Genomic DNA, 18,535 nt, shown 5'->3' on the forward strand with positions numbered 1-18,535 from the left:
TGCCATGATCCTCCGCTTCCTCACCCTTTCGCTCTTGATCCTCTACCCCGTCGCCTGGTTTGCGCCGTTGATGCGGGCGGGTCTGCTGCCGATCTTCGGCCTCAGCGAGATCTCGGTGATCACCGGCTTGCAGAGCCTCTGGGGCAGCGACGTGATCCTCGCTCTGACGGTCACGGCTTTTGCGATCTTTGCGCCCTATCTCAAAACCATCGGGCTGGCGCTGGTGCAATGGCGCCTGCTGGATATGCGGCTACAGCCCGTCCTCCATATTCTGGGCAAGCTGGCGATGGCCGATGTCTTTCTGATCGCGCTCTATATCACCCTGGCCAAGGGGATCGGCTACGCGACGATCGAAACCGCCTGGGGGCTTTATCTGTTTACAGGCTGTATCCTGGCCTCAGTGGTGCTGGGGCTGATAACCGAGCGGCGGGTCAGAACTGCCGAGTAAGAACCGGGTCCGCGGGGGCTCTGCCCCCGGCCTTGCGGCCTCCCCCGGGATATTTCCGGCCAGAAGAAATCCGCTACTTCCCATCTTCTGGCGTCAAATATCCCGGAGCGCGAGGCAGCGCCTCGCAGGATCGGTTTCAGCGACCGCAACACTTGAACAAACCGGAAACATCTGCCAGATCTACCGGATGGCAAAAACAACATATTCCTGCTCTGCCTGCGGAGCATCTTTTTCAAAGTGGTCCGGGCGCTGCGATGGCTGTGGCGAGTGGAATTCCATCACCGAAGACAAGGGCCTGTCCAAAGGCGGCCCGGCGTCGAAATCTCTGGGCATGCGCCGGGGCAAGACCATTCCACTCAGCGATCTTGCAACCGAGGAGACACCGCCGCCACGCACCTGCTGCGGGGTTGCGGAACTGGACCGGGTGCTGGGCGGCGGGCTGGTGCCTGCCTCGGCCATTCTGGTGGGCGGCGATCCCGGGATCGGGAAGTCGACGCTGCTGCTACAGGCGGCGGCGCAGTTTGCCCATTCAGGCCTCAAGACGATCTATGTCAGCGGCGAAGAGGCCAGTGCGCAGGTACGCATGCGGGCGCAGCGGCTGGGATTGGCTGAAGCGCCGGTCAAGCTGGCGGCGGAGACAAATCTGCGCGATATCCTGACCACGCTGGAGGCGGAGCGGCCACAGCTGGCGATCATCGACTCCATTCAGACCATGTGGGCCGATCATGTGGACAGCGCGCCGGGATCCGTAAGCCAGGTCCGTGCCGCGGCGCATGAGCTGACCACCTTTGCCAAGACCAATGGGATCTCCATCATCATGGTGGGCCATGTCACCAAGGAAGGCCAGATTGCCGGTCCGCGGGTGGTCGAGCATATGGTGGATACCGTGCTGTACTTCGAAGGCGAGCGCGGGCATCAGTTCCGCATTCTGCGCGCGGTCAAGAACCGCTTTGGTCCGGCGGATGAGATCGGCGTCTTCGAGATGACCGGTGGCGGGCTGAGCGAAGTCCGCAACCCCTCGGCGCTGTTTCTGTCGGAACGCGGCACACCCTCGCCCGGTTCTGTGGTGTTTTCTGGTATTGAAGGTACCCGCCCGGTTCTGGTCGAGATGCAGGCGCTGGTCGCGCCCTCGCCGCATTCGCAGCCACGCCGGGCCGTGGTGGGCTGGGACTCTTCGCGCCTGGCGATGATCCTTGCCGTGCTGGAGGCGCGCTGCGGCATCCCCTTTGCCGGGCTCGACGTCTATCTGAATGTGGCCGGCGGCATGAAGATATCGGAACCTGCGGCGGATCTGGCGGTGGCGGCGGCGCTGCTCAGCGCCCGCGAAGACACCGCATTGCCCTCTGATACGGTGGTATTCGGAGAAATATCGCTCTCAGGAGCCCTGCGACCGGCCCCGCAGACCGAAAACCGGTTGAAAGAAGCGCAAAAACTTGGTTTCACCGCAGCGATAGCTCCAAGTGGTGGCAAATCCGTCGCGGTCCCCGGACTTGCGGTGCGGCAGGCCTCTGATCTCGCCGGTTTTGTTGGCGAATACTTTGGGGCTGGCTAAAGTCGCAAGAATTCTAATCGCAGGTTAACGGGCGAGGGACATGGAAGGTTTCACCATTATCGACGGGGTCGTGGCCCTGGTCATTGTTGTATCAGCGTTGCTGGCCTATTCGCGCGGTTTCGTGCGTGAGGCGATGGCCATCGCTGGTTGGATCGCCGCCGCCATCTTGGCCTTTCTGTTTGCGCCACAGGTTGAGCCGCTGATGGCCGAGATCCCGGTCATCGGGGAGTTCATTGCGGACAGCTGCGAGTTGTCGATCATCGCGGCGTTTGCCGCGGTCTTTGCGCTGGCGCTGATTGTGGTGTCGTTCTTCACGCCGCTGTTCTCATCATTGGTCCAGCGCTCGGCGCTTGGCGGGCTGGATCAGGGGATCGGCTTCTTCTTCGGGGTGCTGCGCGGCATCCTGTTGGTGGCGATTGCCTTCTTCCTCTATAATGTGGTGATGACCGGCCAGAGCTTTACCATCGTGGACGAGAGCCGCTCTGCGGTGGTGTTTGAGCGGATGATCGGCAAGATCGAAGACCGCAACCCCGAGCAGGCGCTTGGCTGGGTGACCACACAATATGAAAGCCTGATCGGCTCCTGCGACAAGTGAGGCGGACGCCGATCCGCCGCCAGTGGGCGGCTGCGCGGATCACGGGTGCGGGCGAGAAACGGGATTGCAACCGGACTGAAACGGGGCGCCTTCGGGCGCCCTTTTTTAATACATCGGGTCACGCCTGCGACCGGAGGCGCGTTGTGGCGCCAATGGGAAGCGCCGCCTCGACTAGCGATGACATCCTCCGGTTAGGGCTGCGCAGTGCAGGCTTTGGAGCGATGGTGACTTATCCAATTCCGACATTCCAGCCCCGACTGGCGTTTACCTTTCCTAACATCAAGAACGCCTATTAACGCTTTATTAACCAATTAGAATCGCGATTTTTAGCGCCTGATCGCCTCCCTGCTCCATGTGCTGAGCGCGGGGGCAAACCGATAAAAGTTAACAAATCCTGTGATCGGAGGTGTTTTTCGGCAACAATTTGGGGAATGAGGCAGCTTTGGAGACCAAAAACCCCGCTGTTGTCCCAATCGGCCCGATCCTTGCCCCAATTCCGTCCAAATTCGGAGCGCACATTGGTGTCAACAAGACGCCGGACAGAACGTCAGGCCTATCGCTCAGAAGGACAACACCATGCTGCTGGATCACTCGACATCATTTGCGGACTGTCAGCCGGTTGGTCTTCTGATGGATTTCCCGACAGCTGCGCGCCCTGCCGCATGCAACCGCAGCCGCCTGCGTCCGCGCACCGGCGGTCTGCTGCCGCATATGATGGTCGAGACCGAGCGTGGGTTTGTACAGGCCCGTCACGTCAAGCCCGGCGACAAGGTCTACACCCTGGATGGCGGTGCGCAGGAGGTGACCGGTGTCAAACACGCGGTGCCGCGCCTCACTTCTCTGGTGCATGTCCCCGCCGGCGCTTTGGGCAATGATGACGATCTGATGCTGCCCGCCGATCAGCAGGTTGGTCTGGAACTGGCCGCCGTCGAGAGGCTGTTTGATGTGCCCACCGCGATCACCAAGGTGGTGTCGCTGATTGGCTACAACGGCATCTCTGCCGCCATGCCGGAAAAGATGGCCCGCATCTATCTGTCCTTTGCCGAGGAAGAAATGATCTGGGCTGCCTGCGGGATGCTGGTACATGTTGCACATGAGAACACCGCCAACAGCGCCGATGATGGTGCCTTCCGGGCGCTGTCGCTGGCCGAAACCCGTCAGATCCTCGCCAGCGAGGACGGGCGTGCTCTTTCTGACGCGGGCAAGGACGAGACCGACAGCCGCGAAGATGACCGTGACGATGTGCTCTCCGCCTTTGACATGCTGCGCGGGCTGCTGGCCGCCTGAGGCTGACGCGGGCGCGAACCGGACACGGATCTGGACGTTGCCGGTCACGGGATCTGCATATGCCACGCTGTTCGCCAAATAAATATGCTCCGGCACCCCCCTCCTGCGGCCTGCGATATTTCGCAGGTTTTTTTGTTTTTGGCGGCTGTCCGACGGCGGTCAGGGCTGCGGTTTTTTTACCCAACTGTCGTGAAACCGTGATCCTTGGGTGACATGCGCGGACGGACCCTCTATGTGGGGGACATCCTGACAACCGGATTCGGAGCTACACCGCCTTGCCGATGCCGCAGATGCCCCCCGCCCACCCGTTTGACGATGACAAGCTGCGCGAAGAATGCGGCATCTTTGGCGTCGTCGGCGTCCAGGACGCTTCCAACTTTGTCGCGCTCGGCCTGCACGCCCTGCAACACCGGGGACAGGAGGCCGGCGGCATTGTCACCCATGATCCTGTCGAAGGGTTCCAGAGCGCCCGTCGTTTCGGCTATGTCCGCGACAACTTCACCTCGCAGGATGTGATGTCCACCCTGCCCGGCCCCATCGGGATTGGCCATGTGCGCTATTCCACCGCCGGGTCCAAGGGTCAGACTGCGATCCGGGACGTGCAGCCTTTCTTTGGCGAATTCGCTATGGGCGGTGCAGCGATTGCCCACAACGGCAATATCACCAACGCCAATGCCCTGCGCCGCGAACTGATCGAGCGCGGCTCGATCTTCCAGAGCTCGTCCGACAGTGAGTGCATCATTCATCTGATGGCCCGCTCGTTGCAGCGCAATATCCCGGAGCGGATGGAAGATGCGCTGCGCCGGGTCGAAGGCGCCTTCTCGGTTGTTGCCATGACCCGGACCAAGCTGATCGGTGTCCGCGACCCGCTGGGCGTGCGCCCGCTGGTGCTGGGTCGGGTCGGCGAAGGCTATGCACTGAGTTCGGAGACCTGTGCGCTGGACATCATCGGCGCCGAGTTCCTGCGCGAGATTGAGCCGGGCGAAATGGTGGTGATCACCGACAAAGGTGTCGAGAGCCATTTCCCGTTCCGCCGCCAGTCGTCCAAGTTCTGCATCTTTGAACATGTCTATTTCTCCCGCCCTGATTCGATCCTTGGCGGGCGGTCCGTCTATGAGACCCGCGAAGCCATCGGTCGCGAGCTGGCAAAGGAAAACCCGGTCGAGGCGGATCTGGTCTGCCCGGTGCCGGACAGCGGCACGCCCGCAGCGATCGGCTATTCGCTGCAATCGGGCATTCCCTATGCGATGGGGATCATCCGCAACCAGTATATGGGCCGGACTTTCATTGAGCCGACCGAGCAGATCCGCAACATGGGCGTGCGCCTGAAGCTGAACGTGAACCGCGCGCTGATCGAGGGCAAGCGGGTGATCCTGGTGGATGATTCCGTGGTGCGTGGGACAACATCGCGCAAAATCAAGGAGATGATCCTGGACGCCGGGGCCAGCGAGGTGCATTTCCGCATTGCCTCGCCGCCGACCGCTTGGCCCTGTTTCTATGGTGTGGACACACCCGAACGTGACAAGCTGCTGGCCGCAACCATGTCCGAGGATCAGATGGCCAAACATCTGGCCGTGGACAGCCTGAAGTTCATCTCGCTGGACGGGCTTTACCGGGCCGTCGGGCAGGATCAGGGCCGTAACAGCAAATGCCCGCAGTATTGTGATGCCTGTTTCTCGGGCGAATACCCTGTTGTTCCGACCGATATGGTCGAACGGGGGTTTGAAATGAAGTCGCCGGCAGAGTAAGAGCGCAGCCGATATCAGTTCGACTCATGAGGCGCTGATCACCGGATCGGCGCCTCTTTCCTTTTTGCCCCTGCCCCCGAAAGGCCGCCCCCTTGGATCCACATCTCGCCCGCATGCTTGGCTCGCAGCGCCAGTGTCGCTGTTGCGGAGCGACGTTTGCCCAGCTGTTGAGCCTCAGCTGCGACCGGCCCGACGTCTGCCCGGAGGATATGTTCGTGCATGACAACACGGCAATCTCGGCGCAGGCGGGGGATGTGCTGACCGAAGATTTCTGCCGCCTGGGGCATCTGCGCTTTGTGCGGGCGGTGCTGGCTGTACCGCTGGCGGACACACGTGGAGAAGAGTTCATTCTGGGCACATGGGCGCGGCTCAGCCAAGAGGATTTCGATGCCTATCTCGACCGGTTCGAGATGCAGGACACCGAAGATATGGACAGCAAGCGGGCCTGGCTGGCCAATGCCATTCCGCCCGATGACAGCGAGTCTGTTGAAGCGATGCTGCATATGCGGCCCGAAGGGCAATACCCTGAGCTACAGATCTCCGAGCCGGATCACCCGCTTTACAATCTGCAGATGGTCGGCGCGCAGATGGAAGAGTTGCTGGGGCTGCTTTATGCCTATGGCCACGATCTGCCCTCGCTCATCTATGATGCCTGAGGAGGCTGCTCTGCGCGCCGCCTAGGCGCTGCACTGTCGCTCTTGCAAGATGCGACACCTGAGACTTCAAGCCCCCTGCGCGCAATTGCGCAGGGTCACTTGGCGGAATGGGCGGGCGTTTGCGCAGGGCGCCGGGGCGCACCGGCATGGGCTTGCCCACGCTCTCGGCGCCCCCTGTTCCCGGCAGTGCACAGCTGATAGCCGAAGGGCGATACCGCACAAGAAAGAAATCCTGTCCAGAATGGCAAATCGTGAGAATGGCAAGACGCCGGCCAATGTCGCCGGTCATGCCACCCAGAAAGACGCATTGCACCGCAACCGCCTCAGCCTTCTGGGGTTGTTCGGCGCCAACGACAACCTGAGCGCCATGGTTCGGATGCCGAACGGCCGCATGCAGATCGTGACCCGCGGCAGCCGCCTGTCCGGTGGCGAAGTTGTTGCCATTGATGCCGACGGCCTGATCCTTCAGAAAAACGGCAAGGCATCACGTCTGGCGATGCCGGGCGGGTGACCCGCAACCGGCGCGCGGACGGGCATCACGCCCAGGCTTGAGACCGCTGCGCCGCTTTGGCCCCTTGACCCGCGCCGCGCTGCGCCGCACAAGGCGCCCATGACACAGAAACTCGCTCTCATCACCGGGGCCTCACGGGGCCTGGGCGCCGCCCTCGCAGAGGCATTGGCGCCGACGCATCACATCGTCGCCGTGGCCCGCACCACAGGCGCATTGGAAGAGCTGGACGATCGTATCAAGGCCAACGGTGGCTCGGCGACTCTGGCCCCTATGGATATCACCGTTCCGGAGGCCATGGCCACGCTCTGCCGGGGCATCCATGATCGCTGGGGACAGCTGGACCTCTGGCTGCACACCGCCATTCACGCCGCGCCGCTGAGCCCGGCGCAATTCGTGGCGGCCAAGGACTGGCAGAAATCCATCGCGATCAATGCGACGGCACCCTCCGTTCTGATCCCCTATGTGGCGCCGCTTCTGGGGCAGACCGGTCAGGCCGTGTTCTTTGACGATCCCCGCGCGGGCGAGAAATTCTTTGGAGCCTATGGCGCCAGCAAGGCCGCGCAGATGTCGCTGGCCAGCAGCTGGCAGGTCGAAAGCGCCAAGACCGGCCCCAGAGTACAGGTGCTGACGCCAAATCCGATGGCGACAGCGGTGCGCGCACGGTTCTTTCCGGGTGAAGATCGCGATGCGCTGAGCACGCCGCAGGCCGAGGCCGCACGGCTGCTCCCCGAGATTCTGGCCGCCGCCGACTGATCTGAGGGTCAGAGACACCCGCGAACTGCGCGAACACGCGGCTTTCCGCCGACCGGTGCCTGCAACGGGCGCCGGTCGTTCTGGTTTTCAAGCGGGCCAGAAAATCTGTGACCTCTGTGCCGCAGGGGCTGGCGCCGGGCGCTCTGGTCGGGATCACGACGGGGAAAGGCTTGCCCCCTTTTGCCCCACATCTTATTCAGGTCTGGAGTGCAGATCGGCGTAATCACGCCCGACACATAGGCTGCCAGAGCCAGACGAGAGGCCCCGTCCATGCGAATTCTGATCACCAATGACGATGGCATCAGCGCCCCCGGCCTTGCGGTTCTGGAGCAGATCGCCCGCGAGGTTGCAGGTCCCGGCGGAGAAGTCTGGACAGTGGCACCGGCGTTTGAGCAATCCGGCGTTGGTCATTGCATCAGCTACACCCGCCCCTTCATGCTGAGCCAGCTGGGCGAACATCACTTTGCCGCAGAAGGATCGCCTGCGGACTGTGTGTTGGCCGGGCTGCATGTGGTGATGAAAGACCAGCAACCGGATCTGGTGTTGTCAGGGGTAAACCGGGGCAACAATTCTGCCGAGAACGCGCTCTACTCCGGCACCCTCGGCGGGGCGATGGAGGCGGCATTGCAGGGCATTCCGGCCATGGGCCTGTCGCAGTATTTCGGACCTCAGAACGCGCAGCTTGAAAACCCGTTTGAGGCAGCCGCCCAACATGGTGCCGATCTGATCCGTTCCATCTTGGAAGCGCAGCCCAAGGAAGACGCCGATTACCGCTTGTTTTACAACATTAATTTCCCACCTGTCCCTGCCGCTGATGTGAAGGGACGGCGGATTTCACCGCAGGGTTTCCGGCGCGGCAGCCATTTCTCGGCCGAGGAGCAGACCTCCCCCAACGGGCGGCGCTACCTGTGGATCCGTGGTGGCAACCAGCATGTTGCCACCGCCGAGGGCAGTGACGCAGCGCAGAACCTGGCAGGCTATATCTCCGTGACGCCGATGCGGGCGGATCTGACCGCTACAGATGCGCTGGAGCGCCTGAAGGGCATTGAATGAGCGACCCGACAGCTGAAACCAAGATGCAGTTCCTGTTCGCCCTGCGCTCGCGCGGGGTGACGGATGCGCAGGTCCTCGATGCAATGGAACAGATCGACCGCGGCCCCTTTGTGCGGGGGCTGTTTTCGGCGCGCGCCTACGAGGATATGCCGTTGCCGATCGCCTGCGGGCAGACCATTTCGCAGCCCTCTGTTGTCGGTCTGATGACCCAGGCCTTGCAGATCTCGCCTCGCGATACGGTGCTGGAGGTTGGCACCGGCTCTGGCTATCAGGCCGCGATCCTGAGCAAGCTGGCGCGGCGGGTCTATACCGTGGATCGTCATGCGCGGCTGGTGCGGGAGGCGCGGCAGATCTTCGATCAACTGCACCTGTCCAATATTACCTCGCTGGTCGGCGATGGCAGCCACGGCCTCCCCGAACAGGCGCCTTTTGATCGAATCATCGTGACTGCTGCCGCCGAAGACCCGCCCGGCCCACTCTTGGCGCAGCTGAAGACCGGCGGTATTATGGTGGTGCCCGTGGGGCAGTCCGACACTGTACAGACGCTGATCCGTGTTCAAAAAACCGACAGCGGCCTCGAATACGACGAATTGCGCCCGGTGCGTTTTGTTCCCCTGCTTGAGGGGATCGGCAAAGACACGTAAGGGAGGGGCAAGAGACCCGCCCACCCCAACCGCTCCGGACATCCTCGAGCGGGATCGCGTGGCTGGCCGACAGACTATTGGCAAGCCCCAGGGATAATGGGGGCCCGCAAGACGGGAACGGCGTTCCGAGGAGAGCGAAATGACAGTGACTGTACCCACCCACCGCAATCGTGTGACAGGACGCAAGGCGCTGATGGCACTGCCGCTGGTGGCCGTGCTGGCGGCCTGCGAGGCACCGCTGGATTACGACCTGCGCGGCCAGATCGGTGCGTTCAACACGACAAAGGCGGCGCAGACCGCAACCGCCAGCCGCCCGAAACCCGATGCCAAGGGGCTGATCACCTATCCATCCTATCAGGTGGCCGTTGCCCGTCGCGGCGATACGCTGAACGATGTGGCAGGCCGCATTGGTCTGCCCGCCAGCGAGCTGGCCCGGTTCAACGGGATGAAGCCCGACGATCCGCTGCGGCAGGGGGAGATCATTGCCCTGCCTCGCCGCGCACCCGGTACGGCGACCAGCGGCGGCGTCGATATCGCCTCGCTGGCGGGGGATGCGATCGACAGCGCCCCATCGACCACACCCTCGGCGGCAAGCACCGTCAGCACAACGCCGCTGGCACCGCAGCCGACCGCAAGCAAGCCGCAGGTCCAAAGCGGACCAGAGCCGGTGCGCCACAAGGTGAAGCGCGGCGAAACCGCTTATACCGTCTCGCGGCTTTATCAGGTGCCGGTGAAATCCCTTGCGGAATGGAACGGCCTCGGCAGCGATTTTGCCATACGTGAGGGCCAGTTCCTGCTGATCCCGCTGAAGGACCGCCCAGCCCCGCGCAAGGAAGCATCCGCAGCGGTGATTCCGGCCGCCGCCACCGTCACCGCGCCGGGTGAAGGCACCAATACGCCCCTGCCGCCAAGCGCCACCAAGCCACTGCCGCAGGAAACCGTCGCGCCCGCGGCACAGGCGCCGAAAGCGCTGCCTAAGGTAGAGGTCCCGACCCCGACCCGCAGCTCCAGCGCCGCGATGGGCTTCCCGGTCAAGGGCAAGATCATCCGCACCTATTCCAAGGGCAAGAACGACGGCATTGATATCGCAGGTGCAGCGGGCGCCCCGGTGCAGGCCGCCGATGGCGGTACGGTGGCGGCGATCACCAAGGATTCCAACAATATTCCGATCATTGTGATCCGCCACGACGCCAAGCTGCTGACGGTCTATGCCAATGTCGACAAGATCGAGGTCAACAAGGGCGACACCGTTTCGCGCGGTCAGACCATCGCCGCATTGCGGGACGGACCCGCTGCCTATGTGCATTTCGAGGTGCGCAACGGCTTTGAAAGCGTCGATCCGCTCCCCTATCTGCAATAAACGTCGCAAGCGGCAACAGGCAATAAAGAGACGGCGCTCCGGGTCATCCCGAGCGCCGTCTTTTGGTTGATCACAGCTGTTCAATCATGGCTGCTGCCGTCTTTGCGGTCAGCTGACCTTCACCCCATGGCGGCCGGCCAGATCGGTAAAGAACTGCCAGGCCACCCGGCCCGAGCGGGCGCCGCGCGTGGCCTGCCATTCGATCGCCTCGGCGCGCAGAACCGGCTCCGGCACCACAACGCCATAGGCCGCGCAATAGCCTGAAATCATGGCGAGATATTCATCCTGATCGCAGGGGTGGAAACCCAGCCACAGCCCGAACCGATCCGAGAGAGAGACCTTTTCCTCAACGGCTTCCGACGGGTTGATGGCGCTGGAGCGTTCGTTCTCGATCATATCACGCGGCATCAGATGACGGCGATTGGAGGTGGCATAGAACAGCACATTGTCCGGCCGACCTTCGATGCCGCCATCCAGCACCGCTTTCAGGCTTTTGTAGTGCTGATCGTCATGGCCAAAGGACAGGTCATCGCAGAACAGGATGAACCGCTCGGGCGCTGCCCGCAGATGGTTCAGCAGGCGCGCGACCGATGGCAGATCCTCGCGCTGCAGCTCCACCAGTTTCAGAGCGGGGAAGTCCGGCGACAGCTGTCCGTGGATCGCTTTCACAAGGCTGGATTTACCCATCCCCCGCGCGCCCCAGAGCAGTGCATTATTGGCGCCGAACCCGGCGGCAAAGCGGCGGGTATTGTCCAGCAGCGTGTCGCGCGCGCGGTCGATCCCCAGCAGCAGCTCAAGATCGACGCGGTTCACGGTTTCGACAGCCTCCAGCCGGTCCGGGGCCACATGCCAGACAAAGGCAGAGGCAGCACCAAAGTCAGGCGCCTTCAGCGGCGCAGGTGCCATCCGTTCCAGCGCATCGGCGATGCGGCTCAGGCTTGTGTCATCCATCGGGGCCTCCGGTCTATTGCACGTGGGGCGTATCGGCGCGCTCGGGCTCAGCTGTCCTGCGGCTCGATCATGTCGACGCGCGTGGCATGTCGGCCGCCCTCGAACTCAGCATTGAGGAAGGCATCGACAATTTCAATCGCCAGGCTGTCGCCCACCACACGCGCCCCGATAGAGAGCATGTTGGCGTTATTGTGCTGGCGGATCATCTTGGCCGAGAAAGTCTCCGAGCAGACGCCGCAGCGGATGCCTTTGACCTTGTTCGCGGCCATCATGATGCCCTGGCCGGTGCCGCAGAGGATAATGCCCAGATCGCAATCACCCGAGGCAACACGCTCTGCCGCCGCCGCGCCATGTTTGGGGTAATGCGTGCTTTCCGGTGTTGTCGGACCGATATCAACCACCTCATATCCGTTTGCGGCAATATGCGTGGCAATGGCCTGGCGCAGGTCGATTGCGGCGTGATCGCTGGAAAGAACAACGCGGGTGGGTTTGGTCTGGTCCATGGGTGTCTCCGTCGGTGGGTTACCGGCGTCAAAGCATGTTCCGGCTGCGCGAGCAAGGGGGCAGCCTATACACCCCTGCCCGATCCGCCATGGCGCCCCGGCCGCATGAGGAAGGGCGCACCGTCTCCGGCGCGCCCTTCCTCGATATGCTGGTCCAGATCTGGCAGGAGCAGATCCGGTCTGGATTACCGGGTCTTGCCGTCGTCCTCATCGTCGAACTCGGCCATCAACGGGTCGTCTTCGGGATGCCGGTCCATCTCCTCGTACAGATCGTCGCCGTCATCATCCTCGTCATCATAGTAGCCTTCTGCGCGCAGCTTGGCCTCGCGGGTCTTTTCCACCTGACGCACCAACAGGATCGACAGCTCGTAAAGGCCATAGACCACCGAGAACAGGATGCCTTGGGTGATCACATCCGGCGGCGTCACCAGCGCAGCCAGCACCAGAATGGCGACAACCGCGTATTTGCGCACGCTGCCAAGACCATCGGCGCTGACCAACCCGGCCTTGCCCATCAGGGTCAGGAGCACCGGCAGCTGGAAACACAGGCCAAAGGCCATAATGAACTTCAGCGTGATGTCCAGCGACTCGTTGACCTTGCCAAAGAAGGTGATGCGCACACCTTCTGTGGTTTCCGGCACCACGGCGGCATCCGCAGGCAGGTTGTCGACCGCGCCGGACAAGAGGTTGGCAAAGATGGATGACACATCGGCAAAGCCAAGGAAAAACGCCATCGCCAGCGGTGTGACCACGAAATGGGCAAAACTGGCCCCCAAGAGGAACATCACCGGTGAGGCGATGAGGAAGGGCAAAAAGGCGTTCTTCTCTGTCTTGTAAAGCCCCGGTGCCACAAAGCGCCAGAGCTGGAAGCCGATAACCGGGAATGACAGCGCAAAGCCAAACACCATGGAGATGCGGAACAGCGTGAACAGATATTCCTGCGGGCTGGTATATTGCAGCGTTGGCGACGGGTCGCCGAGGCTGCGCAGGGTTTCCTCGATCGGGCCAAGCAGGAACTGCAGGATCGGCTCTGCCACGGTGAAGGCCAGCACGATCCCCACGATGAACGCGCCAACCGCCCGGATCAGGCGGGTGCGCAATTCGGCCAGATGCTCAATCAGCGGCGCTGTGCTGTCGTCGATATCCTCGGACGCGCTCATGTCTTGGTCTCACTTTCTGACGTCGCCGACGTGTCCGTGGCAGCCAGGGCCGCCTCCGCTTCGGCTGCCTTGGCCTGGGCCTCTGCGGCCTCGCGTGCCTTGCGGTCCGCAGCGGCACGGGCAGTGGCCGCCTGGATCTTCTTGGCATCCTCAGCCCGCTCAGCGGCCAGTTTCCCGGTTTCACTGTCGGGGTCGAACTTGGTCGGGTCGATGGATTTTGCCATATCCTGCGCGGCCTGTTTGACGCCGTCCATTGCGGTATTGACCGGGTTGGCCGCCGCTTTCAGCCCCTTGGCCATCTCATTGACGCCCGCCTCATCGGCGGCGTCATTCATGGCCCGGCTGAATTCGCGCGCCATGCCCTTGGCCTTGCCCACGAACCGTCCGACATTGCGGAACAAAACCGGCAGGTCCTTGGGCCCGACAACAATCAGCGCCACAACGCCGATAACCATGAGTTCGGTCCACCCAAGATCAAACATCGCGGCTTAGACCTTGTCTTTTTCGGTCTCGGGCGTCACGTCGCGCGCGGTCTCGGCGGTGGTCTCTTCTTCCAGCTCCTTGGTGCTGTCGTTCACACCCTTTTTGAAGGCGGTGATGCCTTTGCCGACCTCACCCATCAGCGAGGAAATCTTGCCGCGGCCAAAGAGGACCAGAACCACGACGGCGATGAGCAGCAGGCCGGGAAGGCCAATATTATTAAGCATGAGAGCGTCTCCTTCTGCGGCAGATCCGCCGGGAGACGGTCTGCGTTGTTGTTTGACCTGTTTTTAAGCGCCGAGCCCCCGGCGGGAAAAGCGGTGAGACATCGGCAGGGGCGTGGATTCCACGCAAAACTGCATTTTTGCGCGCTGCTGAAAACACAACTGACAGGTTTATGTCAGTTGGACTGCTCTACACCACCCCCATCACAGCATTCAAGGAGAGACGTGATGAGCAAACATGTTGCAGAGATTGTGACCTTCAAACTGGCCGAAGGTGTGAGCGAGGCGGAATTCATCGTGCTGAGCCAGGCCAGCGAATCCTTCGTTCGCGCCCAGCCCGGATTTGTTCACCGACAGCTGAGCTGCGGCGAGGACGGGCGCTGGACCGATTATGTCATCTGGGCAGACATGGAAACCGCCAAGTCGGTCGCGGCTGAGTTCCACAAGCAGGACTTCTGCGCCAGCCTGATGCAGGCGATTGCCGAGGGCACTGCGCAGATGCGTCATGAGGAGGTACAGTGGAGCATGGCCTCCTGAGGGGCGCGAGCCAGGCTCAGGTCAAGTACGGAGGGTGGATGCGCTGCATCCGCCCTCTATCCGGCGGGGGGCGTCAATCACTGCGCGTGGTGTCGGGCCTTGACCTCCTCCCCGCGCCGTTCCAAGGCTAGATCATGCGCCGTACTGATCGCCTCTTTGATATTATCCAGATCCTGCGCGACGGGAAATTGCACCGCGCACAGGATATCGCCGAACGGCTGGAAGTCTCGACCCGGACGATCTACCGCGACATGGATACGCTGGTTGCCAGCGGTGTCCCGGTGGAGGGCGCAAGAGGGGTCGGCTATATGGTGCGCGAAGCGATCACGCTGCCGCCGCTGACGCTGACTGCGGAGGAGCTGGAGGCGCTGAACCTGGGCATGGCGATTGTGGCCGAGGCCGCCGATCCGGATTTGAAGGCCGCCGCCGAGAGGCTGGCCGCCAAGGTGGACGCGGTGCTGCCCGAAGGCACCATCGCCGAGGCGGATGCGTGGAAGTTTGCCGTCTACCCCTTTGCCGATGCTGCGCGGGGCTTTACGCAGATGCCAACCTTGCGGGCCGCGATAAAGGCCCGCCAGAAGCTGCATCTGACCTATCGCCGCATTGATGAGACGCTGACAGAGCGCGTCATCCGCCCCTTGCATATGGAGTATTGGGGCCGGGTCTGGACGCTGACCGCCTGGTGCGAAACGCGTGGCGATTTCCGGGTGTTCCGGGTCGACCTGATCGAGGCGGCCAAACCCCTGCCCGAGCTGTTCGTGGATGAGCCGGGCAAACGGTTGATGGACTACCAGCCCTATGCCGACTCGTCCGATGCCGCTGCGGGGCCAACGACCGGCTGATGGATGTAGCTCAGCTGCCGGTCGGGAAGACGAAGCAGCGGTTGCGCCGAACCGTGAGCCACATCACCCGGCCTGCATCCGGCAGGAACACATTGGGCACTGTCGCCTTCAGCACGCTGCCATCGAAATCCATGCGAAATTCAACCAGGCTCTCATGCCCTAGAAAGCGCGCCCGCTCGACCACGCCGCGCGCGGCTACCCCGTCGCTGGGGGTCGGGTGCGGGCCGCGCCCGTTCCGATCAAAATCAATGCGCAGATGTTGGGGGCGGAACACGATGTCGACCTTGGTGCCATCAGGCACACCCGGCGCCAGAAACTGACCAAAGGGCGTTTCGGCCAGAGCGCCATTCACTTCGGCATGAAGAACATTGGTGTCACTGAAGAACCCCACCGCCGCACGATCGACCGGACGGGTATAGACATTATAGGGCGCCCCCTGCTGCACGATCTTACCGGACCGCATCAGCGCAATCTCATCAGCCATCCGCATCGCCTCTTCCGGCTCATGGGTGACCAGCAGGACGGCAGCATCCTCTTCCTTCAGCAATGTCAGGGTCTCGTCGCGAATGCCGTCGCGCAGGCGATTGTCCAGCCCGGAGAACGGCTCATCCATCAGCATGATGCGCGGCTTGGGCGCCAGCGCGCGGGCCAGGGCCACCCGCTGCTGTTCGCCGCCCGACAGCTGATGGGGGAATTCGTCGATATATTGCGACAGCGACACCTTCTGCAGCAGCTCCTGCACCCGGAGGCGTTTCTCGTCCTTGCTGCCCTTCAGTCCGAAGGCGACATTGTCGGCCACGCTCAGATGCGGGAACAGGGCAAAGTCCTGAAACATAAGCCCGATTTCCCGGCGTTCGGGCGGAACGCGGAACACGGTGTCGCAGATCAGCTTGCCATCGACGTAAATCTCGCCGCTGTCCTGCATCTCGACGCCGGCAATCATCCGCAAAGTGGTGGATTTGCCGCAACCCGAAGGCCCCAGAAGACAGGTCACCTGACCGGCCTGGATCTGTAGCGACACGTCATCCACCACCGCCCGCCCGTCAAAGAAGCGCCGCAGGTTGCGGATCTCCAGACGTGGTGCGGTCACGGCGGGTCTATCGGTGCCAACCATCGGATCAAGGGGGGCAGATGTCATGCGACCTCGTAACTGGTTTCTGATCAAAACGATCTGGTTTAGCTCGCAGATATCAACCCCGCTGCCCCCATGCAAGGGAACGGGGCGCGGCGCGACAGATCGCGCTTTGGATCGGGCAAACTCACCGCTGACGGAGGGGCGGCTGGCAGAGGGTAAACCGAGGGCGGACTGCTAGCTCATAGGCTCCAGCAGATCAAAGGTGAGATCATCCCGCACCCGGCCATTGACCAGCAACTCCAGCCGATGCGGCCCCGGCACCAGCGTAAAGGTGCTGGCCCCGGCTTTCAGCGGATGGCGCTTGCTGAGACGGGTGCCGCCTTCGGAAATCGCCGTCTGTTTCAGTTTGAAGACCTTCGCCGAGACCTTGCCTCCGGGGCGCTGGAAATGCAGGCGATAATCCACCAGCACAGGGGCGCCGGGCGCGCCGTCCAGATGGCAGTCAAATTGCAGGGCTCCGCCGATATGGACCGGCTCCTTGGCAAGCGCCAGCGTCGCCTTGACGGCGGCCTCGGGATCATAGCCCAGCATCTGCATGGCGCCTGTATGACCCTCTTTGACGAGACCGCGCAGGGCATGGGCCGTGATCCAGGCCAGCTCCTCCGGGCGCTGCTGGTCGGCCGCCTGCCAGCTGCGTAACCGGTCCAGCACCAGTTCCGGCTCCTTTTTCGAGATGTCATTCAGGTGGTTGGCGACCGAGCGGGTGACATAGCGGGTGGGATCTGCGTGAAGCTGATCCAACAGCGGCAAGGGCTGCGCAAGAGTCAGCGGTACCGACTGCCCCCAGGGCAGCCTTGGACGGGTGCCCTCGCTCACCAGACGGCGGACATGATAATTGTCGCTCGTGGCCCAGTGCTGCATCTCTGCCAGCGTCAGATCGGTCCAGCGGGTCAAAAAGGGACGTATCGCCCATTCCATCGAGAACCGCTGCGTGATGTCGCGGAGCAGCTGCAACGACAGCTCCGGTGCCTGGTCCAGCCCGCGCAGCACCACAAATTCCCCCAAAGGCGCAAATATGAAATCACCGAAGTCATCATCGCTCAGGCTTGGGTCCAGCGGCGGTGGCAAGGCGCGCCGCAACACCGGTGCTGCGGCCTCCAGATCCTCCGGTAGGTGGCGGGCCAGCACATCGGCAATCAGCGCGATGCGCTGCTTCAGCTCCAGATCGGGAAGATCCGTCATCACCTCGGACACAAATCTGTCCGCTTCAAACCCCGGGTCCGCCGCCGCAAAGAGACCCGCGAGATAGCGGGTCTTCTCAAGATTAAATAACTGATCCTTCAGCGAAAAACCGGATGCCACGCTGTTGCCCCCATCAGATGGTCATATTGGTGGCGCCGCCATCCAACAGGATGTTCTGGCCAATGATAAAACCCGCATGCTGGGAGCAGAGAAAGGCGCAGGTGGCGCCAAATTCCTGCCGCGTGCCGTAGCGCCCGGCGGGAATGCTGGCGGCGCGCTGTTCGGCCGCTTCCTCAAGCGATATCCCCTGTTGCTGGGCCACGCCCGTATCCAGCGAGACCGCGCGGTCAGTGGCATGGATGCCGGGAAGCAGATTGTTGATGGTCACGCCCCTGGACGCGACCTGGCGAGAGGTGCCTGCCACATAGCCGGTCAGCCCGGTGCGCGCCGCATTGGAGAGGCCCAGAACCGGAATCGGTGCCTTCACCGACTGTGAGGTGATGTTGACGACACGGCCCCATCCGCGTTCCATCATGCCGGGGACCAGCGCCCTGATCAGCGCGATCGGCGTCAGCATGTTGGCATCCAGCGCCCTGATGAAATCATCACGGCCCCAATCGGACCACATGCCCGGTGGCGGCCCGCCCGCGTTGGTGACAAGGATATCGACGCCCTCTGCCGCGGCGATAACCTCGGCCTGCCCTGCCTCGGTGGTGATGTCAGCAGCAATGGTTTCGACATTGACACCATGCACATCGCGGATCGACTGGGCCGACGCCAGAAGCGCCTCTTCGCCGCGCGCGTTCATCACCAGATCCACGCCCGCCTCGGCCAGAGCCTCAGCACAGCCCAGCCCCAGCCCCTTGCTGCTGGCACAGACCAACGCCCGCTTTCCCGACAATCCCAAATCCATC

Annotated in this window: 21 protein-coding genes; 13 read left to right on the plus strand and 8 right to left on the minus strand. The window is 62.6% G+C overall.

Going from position 1 to position 18,535, the window contains the following annotated elements; translation table 11 throughout:
• Positions 1 to 4: 4 nt before the first annotated feature.
• The 11 genes from VWZ81_RS15145 to VWZ81_RS15195 all read left to right on the plus strand — a co-directional run bounded on the left by VWZ81_RS15145 (position 5) and on the right by VWZ81_RS15195 (position 10,607).
• A complete protein-coding gene (locus VWZ81_RS15145; protein WP_416542860.1) occupies positions 5 to 448 on the plus strand; it encodes a paraquat-inducible protein A in 444 nt (147 codons plus the stop codon).
• A 187-nt stretch (positions 449 to 635) separates the two neighbouring features.
• Positions 636 to 2,000, plus strand: a complete 1,365-nt coding sequence (gene radA / locus VWZ81_RS15150) for a DNA repair protein RadA (protein ID WP_340545155.1) — start codon at positions 636 to 638, stop codon at positions 1,998 to 2,000.
• Positions 2,001 to 2,040: 40 nt separating this feature from the next.
• Positions 2,041 to 2,595 (plus strand): CvpA family protein, encoded by a 555-nt coding sequence (locus VWZ81_RS15155; RefSeq protein WP_340545154.1) that lies wholly within the window; start codon positions 2,041 to 2,043, stop codon positions 2,593 to 2,595.
• Positions 2,596 to 3,171: 576 nt separating this feature from the next.
• Complete coding sequence (locus VWZ81_RS15160) at positions 3,172 to 3,882, plus strand: Hint domain-containing protein (protein WP_416542859.1); 711 nt, start codon at positions 3,172 to 3,174, stop codon at positions 3,880 to 3,882.
• 290 nt (positions 3,883 to 4,172) lie between these two features.
• Entirely contained in the window at positions 4,173 to 5,630 is a 1,458-nt protein-coding gene (gene purF, locus VWZ81_RS15165; protein WP_374015315.1) for an amidophosphoribosyltransferase, read from the plus strand.
• Between the two features lie 113 nt (positions 5,631 to 5,743).
• The gene (locus VWZ81_RS15170) at positions 5,744 to 6,286 is read left to right on the plus strand and encodes a DUF2199 domain-containing protein (RefSeq protein ID WP_340546295.1); all 543 of its coding nucleotides are present in this window, start codon (positions 5,744 to 5,746) and stop codon (positions 6,284 to 6,286) included.
• Between the two features lie 241 nt (positions 6,287 to 6,527).
• On the plus strand, positions 6,528 to 6,797 hold the full coding sequence (locus tag VWZ81_RS15175) for a hypothetical protein (protein ID WP_340545151.1): 270 nt from the start codon (positions 6,528 to 6,530) through the stop codon (positions 6,795 to 6,797).
• Between the two features lie 99 nt (positions 6,798 to 6,896).
• Positions 6,897 to 7,550 (plus strand): SDR family NAD(P)-dependent oxidoreductase, encoded by a 654-nt coding sequence (locus VWZ81_RS15180; protein WP_416542858.1) that lies wholly within the window; start codon positions 6,897 to 6,899, stop codon positions 7,548 to 7,550.
• A gap of 270 nt (positions 7,551 to 7,820) precedes the next feature.
• Complete coding sequence (gene surE, locus VWZ81_RS15185; protein WP_416542857.1) at positions 7,821 to 8,603, plus strand: 5'/3'-nucleotidase SurE; 783 nt, start codon at positions 7,821 to 7,823, stop codon at positions 8,601 to 8,603.
• Positions 8,600 to 9,247: a protein-L-isoaspartate(D-aspartate) O-methyltransferase gene (locus VWZ81_RS15190; RefSeq protein WP_340545148.1), complete on the plus strand. Its 648-nt coding sequence runs from the start codon at positions 8,600 to 8,602 to the stop codon at positions 9,245 to 9,247. Before surE ends, VWZ81_RS15190 begins: the two co-directional genes overlap by 4 nt.
• 139 nt (positions 9,248 to 9,386) lie before the next feature.
• On the plus strand, positions 9,387 to 10,607 hold the full coding sequence (locus VWZ81_RS15195) for a peptidoglycan DD-metalloendopeptidase family protein (RefSeq protein WP_416542856.1): 1,221 nt from the start codon (positions 9,387 to 9,389) through the stop codon (positions 10,605 to 10,607).
• 108 nt (positions 10,608 to 10,715) lie between these two features.
• Here the strand turns inward: VWZ81_RS15195 and VWZ81_RS15200 are convergent, their stop codons facing one another.
• The 5 genes from VWZ81_RS15200 to tatA form a co-directional block, all read right to left on the minus strand.
• Positions 10,716 to 11,558, minus strand: coding sequence for an ATP-binding protein (locus tag VWZ81_RS15200; protein WP_416537778.1), 843 nt, complete (start codon positions 11,556 to 11,558; stop codon positions 10,716 to 10,718).
• A gap of 47 nt (positions 11,559 to 11,605) precedes the next feature.
• Positions 11,606 to 12,061, minus strand: coding sequence for a ribose 5-phosphate isomerase B (rpiB, locus tag VWZ81_RS15205; protein WP_416535920.1), 456 nt, complete (start codon positions 12,059 to 12,061; stop codon positions 11,606 to 11,608).
• A 185-nt stretch (positions 12,062 to 12,246) separates the two neighbouring features.
• A complete protein-coding gene (gene tatC / locus VWZ81_RS15210; RefSeq protein WP_340545144.1) occupies positions 12,247 to 13,221 on the minus strand; it encodes a twin-arginine translocase subunit TatC in 975 nt (324 codons plus the stop codon).
• Entirely contained in the window at positions 13,218 to 13,703 is a 486-nt protein-coding gene (gene tatB, locus VWZ81_RS15215) for a Sec-independent protein translocase protein TatB (protein ID WP_260087519.1), read from the minus strand. The genes tatC and tatB overlap by 4 nt, the downstream gene beginning before the upstream one ends.
• A gap of 6 nt (positions 13,704 to 13,709) precedes the next feature.
• Positions 13,710 to 13,928: a twin-arginine translocase TatA/TatE family subunit gene (gene tatA, locus VWZ81_RS15220; RefSeq protein WP_260080776.1), complete on the minus strand. Its 219-nt coding sequence runs from the start codon at positions 13,926 to 13,928 to the stop codon at positions 13,710 to 13,712.
• A gap of 225 nt (positions 13,929 to 14,153) precedes the next feature.
• Here tatA and VWZ81_RS15225 point away from each other — a divergent pair, with 225 nt between their 5' ends.
• Positions 14,154 to 14,462 (plus strand): antibiotic biosynthesis monooxygenase family protein, encoded by a 309-nt coding sequence (locus VWZ81_RS15225; protein WP_416535921.1) that lies wholly within the window; start codon positions 14,154 to 14,156, stop codon positions 14,460 to 14,462.
• Positions 14,463 to 14,596: 134 nt separating this feature from the next.
• Positions 14,597 to 15,304, plus strand: a complete 708-nt coding sequence (locus VWZ81_RS15230) for a helix-turn-helix transcriptional regulator (protein ID WP_416537781.1) — start codon at positions 14,597 to 14,599, stop codon at positions 15,302 to 15,304.
• Between the two features lie 10 nt (positions 15,305 to 15,314).
• Here the strand turns inward: VWZ81_RS15230 and VWZ81_RS15235 are convergent, their stop codons facing one another.
• From VWZ81_RS15235 to VWZ81_RS15245, 3 genes are all read right to left on the minus strand, one after another.
• Entirely contained in the window at positions 15,315 to 16,442 is a 1,128-nt protein-coding gene (locus tag VWZ81_RS15235) for an ABC transporter ATP-binding protein (protein WP_340545141.1), read from the minus strand.
• A 171-nt stretch (positions 16,443 to 16,613) separates the two neighbouring features.
• Positions 16,614 to 17,741, minus strand: a complete 1,128-nt coding sequence (locus VWZ81_RS15240) for a hypothetical protein (protein ID WP_416542855.1) — start codon at positions 17,739 to 17,741, stop codon at positions 16,614 to 16,616.
• Between the two features lie 13 nt (positions 17,742 to 17,754).
• Positions 17,755 to 18,534, minus strand: coding sequence for an SDR family oxidoreductase (locus VWZ81_RS15245; protein ID WP_416542854.1), 780 nt, complete (start codon positions 18,532 to 18,534; stop codon positions 17,755 to 17,757).
• Position 18,535: the final 1 nt, after the last annotated feature.

The sequence above is a fragment of the Phaeobacter sp. JH20_34 genome, assembly GCF_048056095.1.
In the GTDB taxonomy this organism is placed as follows: domain Bacteria; phylum Pseudomonadota; class Alphaproteobacteria; order Rhodobacterales; family Rhodobacteraceae; genus Phaeobacter; species Phaeobacter bryozoorum.

Excerpts from the sequence above, each read along its gene's own strand:
- VWZ81_RS15145 (WP_416542860.1), top strand. The coding sequence starts at position 5 with ATGATCCTCCGCTTCCTCACCCTTTCGCTCTTGATCCTCTACCCCGTC.
- radA (WP_340545155.1), top strand. The coding sequence starts at position 636 with ATGGCAAAAACAACATATTCCTGCTCTGCCTGCGGAGCATCTTTTTCA.
- VWZ81_RS15155 (WP_340545154.1), top strand. The coding sequence starts at position 2,041 with ATGGAAGGTTTCACCATTATCGACGGGGTCGTGGCCCTGGTCATTGTT.
- VWZ81_RS15160 (WP_416542859.1), top strand. The coding sequence starts at position 3,172 with ATGCTGCTGGATCACTCGACATCATTTGCGGACTGTCAGCCGGTTGGT.
- purF (WP_374015315.1), top strand. The coding sequence starts at position 4,173 with ATGCCCCCCGCCCACCCGTTTGACGATGACAAGCTGCGCGAAGAATGC.
- VWZ81_RS15170 (WP_340546295.1), top strand. The coding sequence starts at position 5,744 with ATGCTTGGCTCGCAGCGCCAGTGTCGCTGTTGCGGAGCGACGTTTGCC.
- VWZ81_RS15175 (WP_340545151.1), top strand. The coding sequence starts at position 6,528 with ATGGCAAATCGTGAGAATGGCAAGACGCCGGCCAATGTCGCCGGTCAT.
- VWZ81_RS15180 (WP_416542858.1), top strand. The coding sequence starts at position 6,897 with ATGACACAGAAACTCGCTCTCATCACCGGGGCCTCACGGGGCCTGGGC.
- surE (WP_416542857.1), top strand. The coding sequence starts at position 7,821 with ATGCGAATTCTGATCACCAATGACGATGGCATCAGCGCCCCCGGCCTT.
- VWZ81_RS15190 (WP_340545148.1), top strand. The coding sequence starts at position 8,600 with ATGAGCGACCCGACAGCTGAAACCAAGATGCAGTTCCTGTTCGCCCTG.
- VWZ81_RS15195 (WP_416542856.1), top strand. The coding sequence starts at position 9,387 with ATGACAGTGACTGTACCCACCCACCGCAATCGTGTGACAGGACGCAAG.
- VWZ81_RS15200 (WP_416537778.1), bottom strand. The coding sequence starts at position 11,558 with ATGGATGACACAAGCCTGAGCCGCATCGCCGATGCGCTGGAACGGATG.
- rpiB (WP_416535920.1), bottom strand. The coding sequence starts at position 12,061 with ATGGACCAGACCAAACCCACCCGCGTTGTTCTTTCCAGCGATCACGCC.
- tatC (WP_340545144.1), bottom strand. The coding sequence starts at position 13,221 with ATGAGCGCGTCCGAGGATATCGACGACAGCACAGCGCCGCTGATTGAG.
- tatB (WP_260087519.1), bottom strand. The coding sequence starts at position 13,703 with ATGTTTGATCTTGGGTGGACCGAACTCATGGTTATCGGCGTTGTGGCG.
- tatA (WP_260080776.1), bottom strand. The coding sequence starts at position 13,928 with ATGCTTAATAATATTGGCCTTCCCGGCCTGCTGCTCATCGCCGTCGTG.
- VWZ81_RS15225 (WP_416535921.1), top strand. The coding sequence starts at position 14,154 with ATGAGCAAACATGTTGCAGAGATTGTGACCTTCAAACTGGCCGAAGGT.
- VWZ81_RS15230 (WP_416537781.1), top strand. The coding sequence starts at position 14,597 with ATGCGCCGTACTGATCGCCTCTTTGATATTATCCAGATCCTGCGCGAC.
- VWZ81_RS15235 (WP_340545141.1), bottom strand. The coding sequence starts at position 16,442 with ATGACATCTGCCCCCCTTGATCCGATGGTTGGCACCGATAGACCCGCC.
- VWZ81_RS15245 (WP_416542854.1), bottom strand. The coding sequence starts at position 18,534 with ATGGATTTGGGATTGTCGGGAAAGCGGGCGTTGGTCTGTGCCAGCAGC.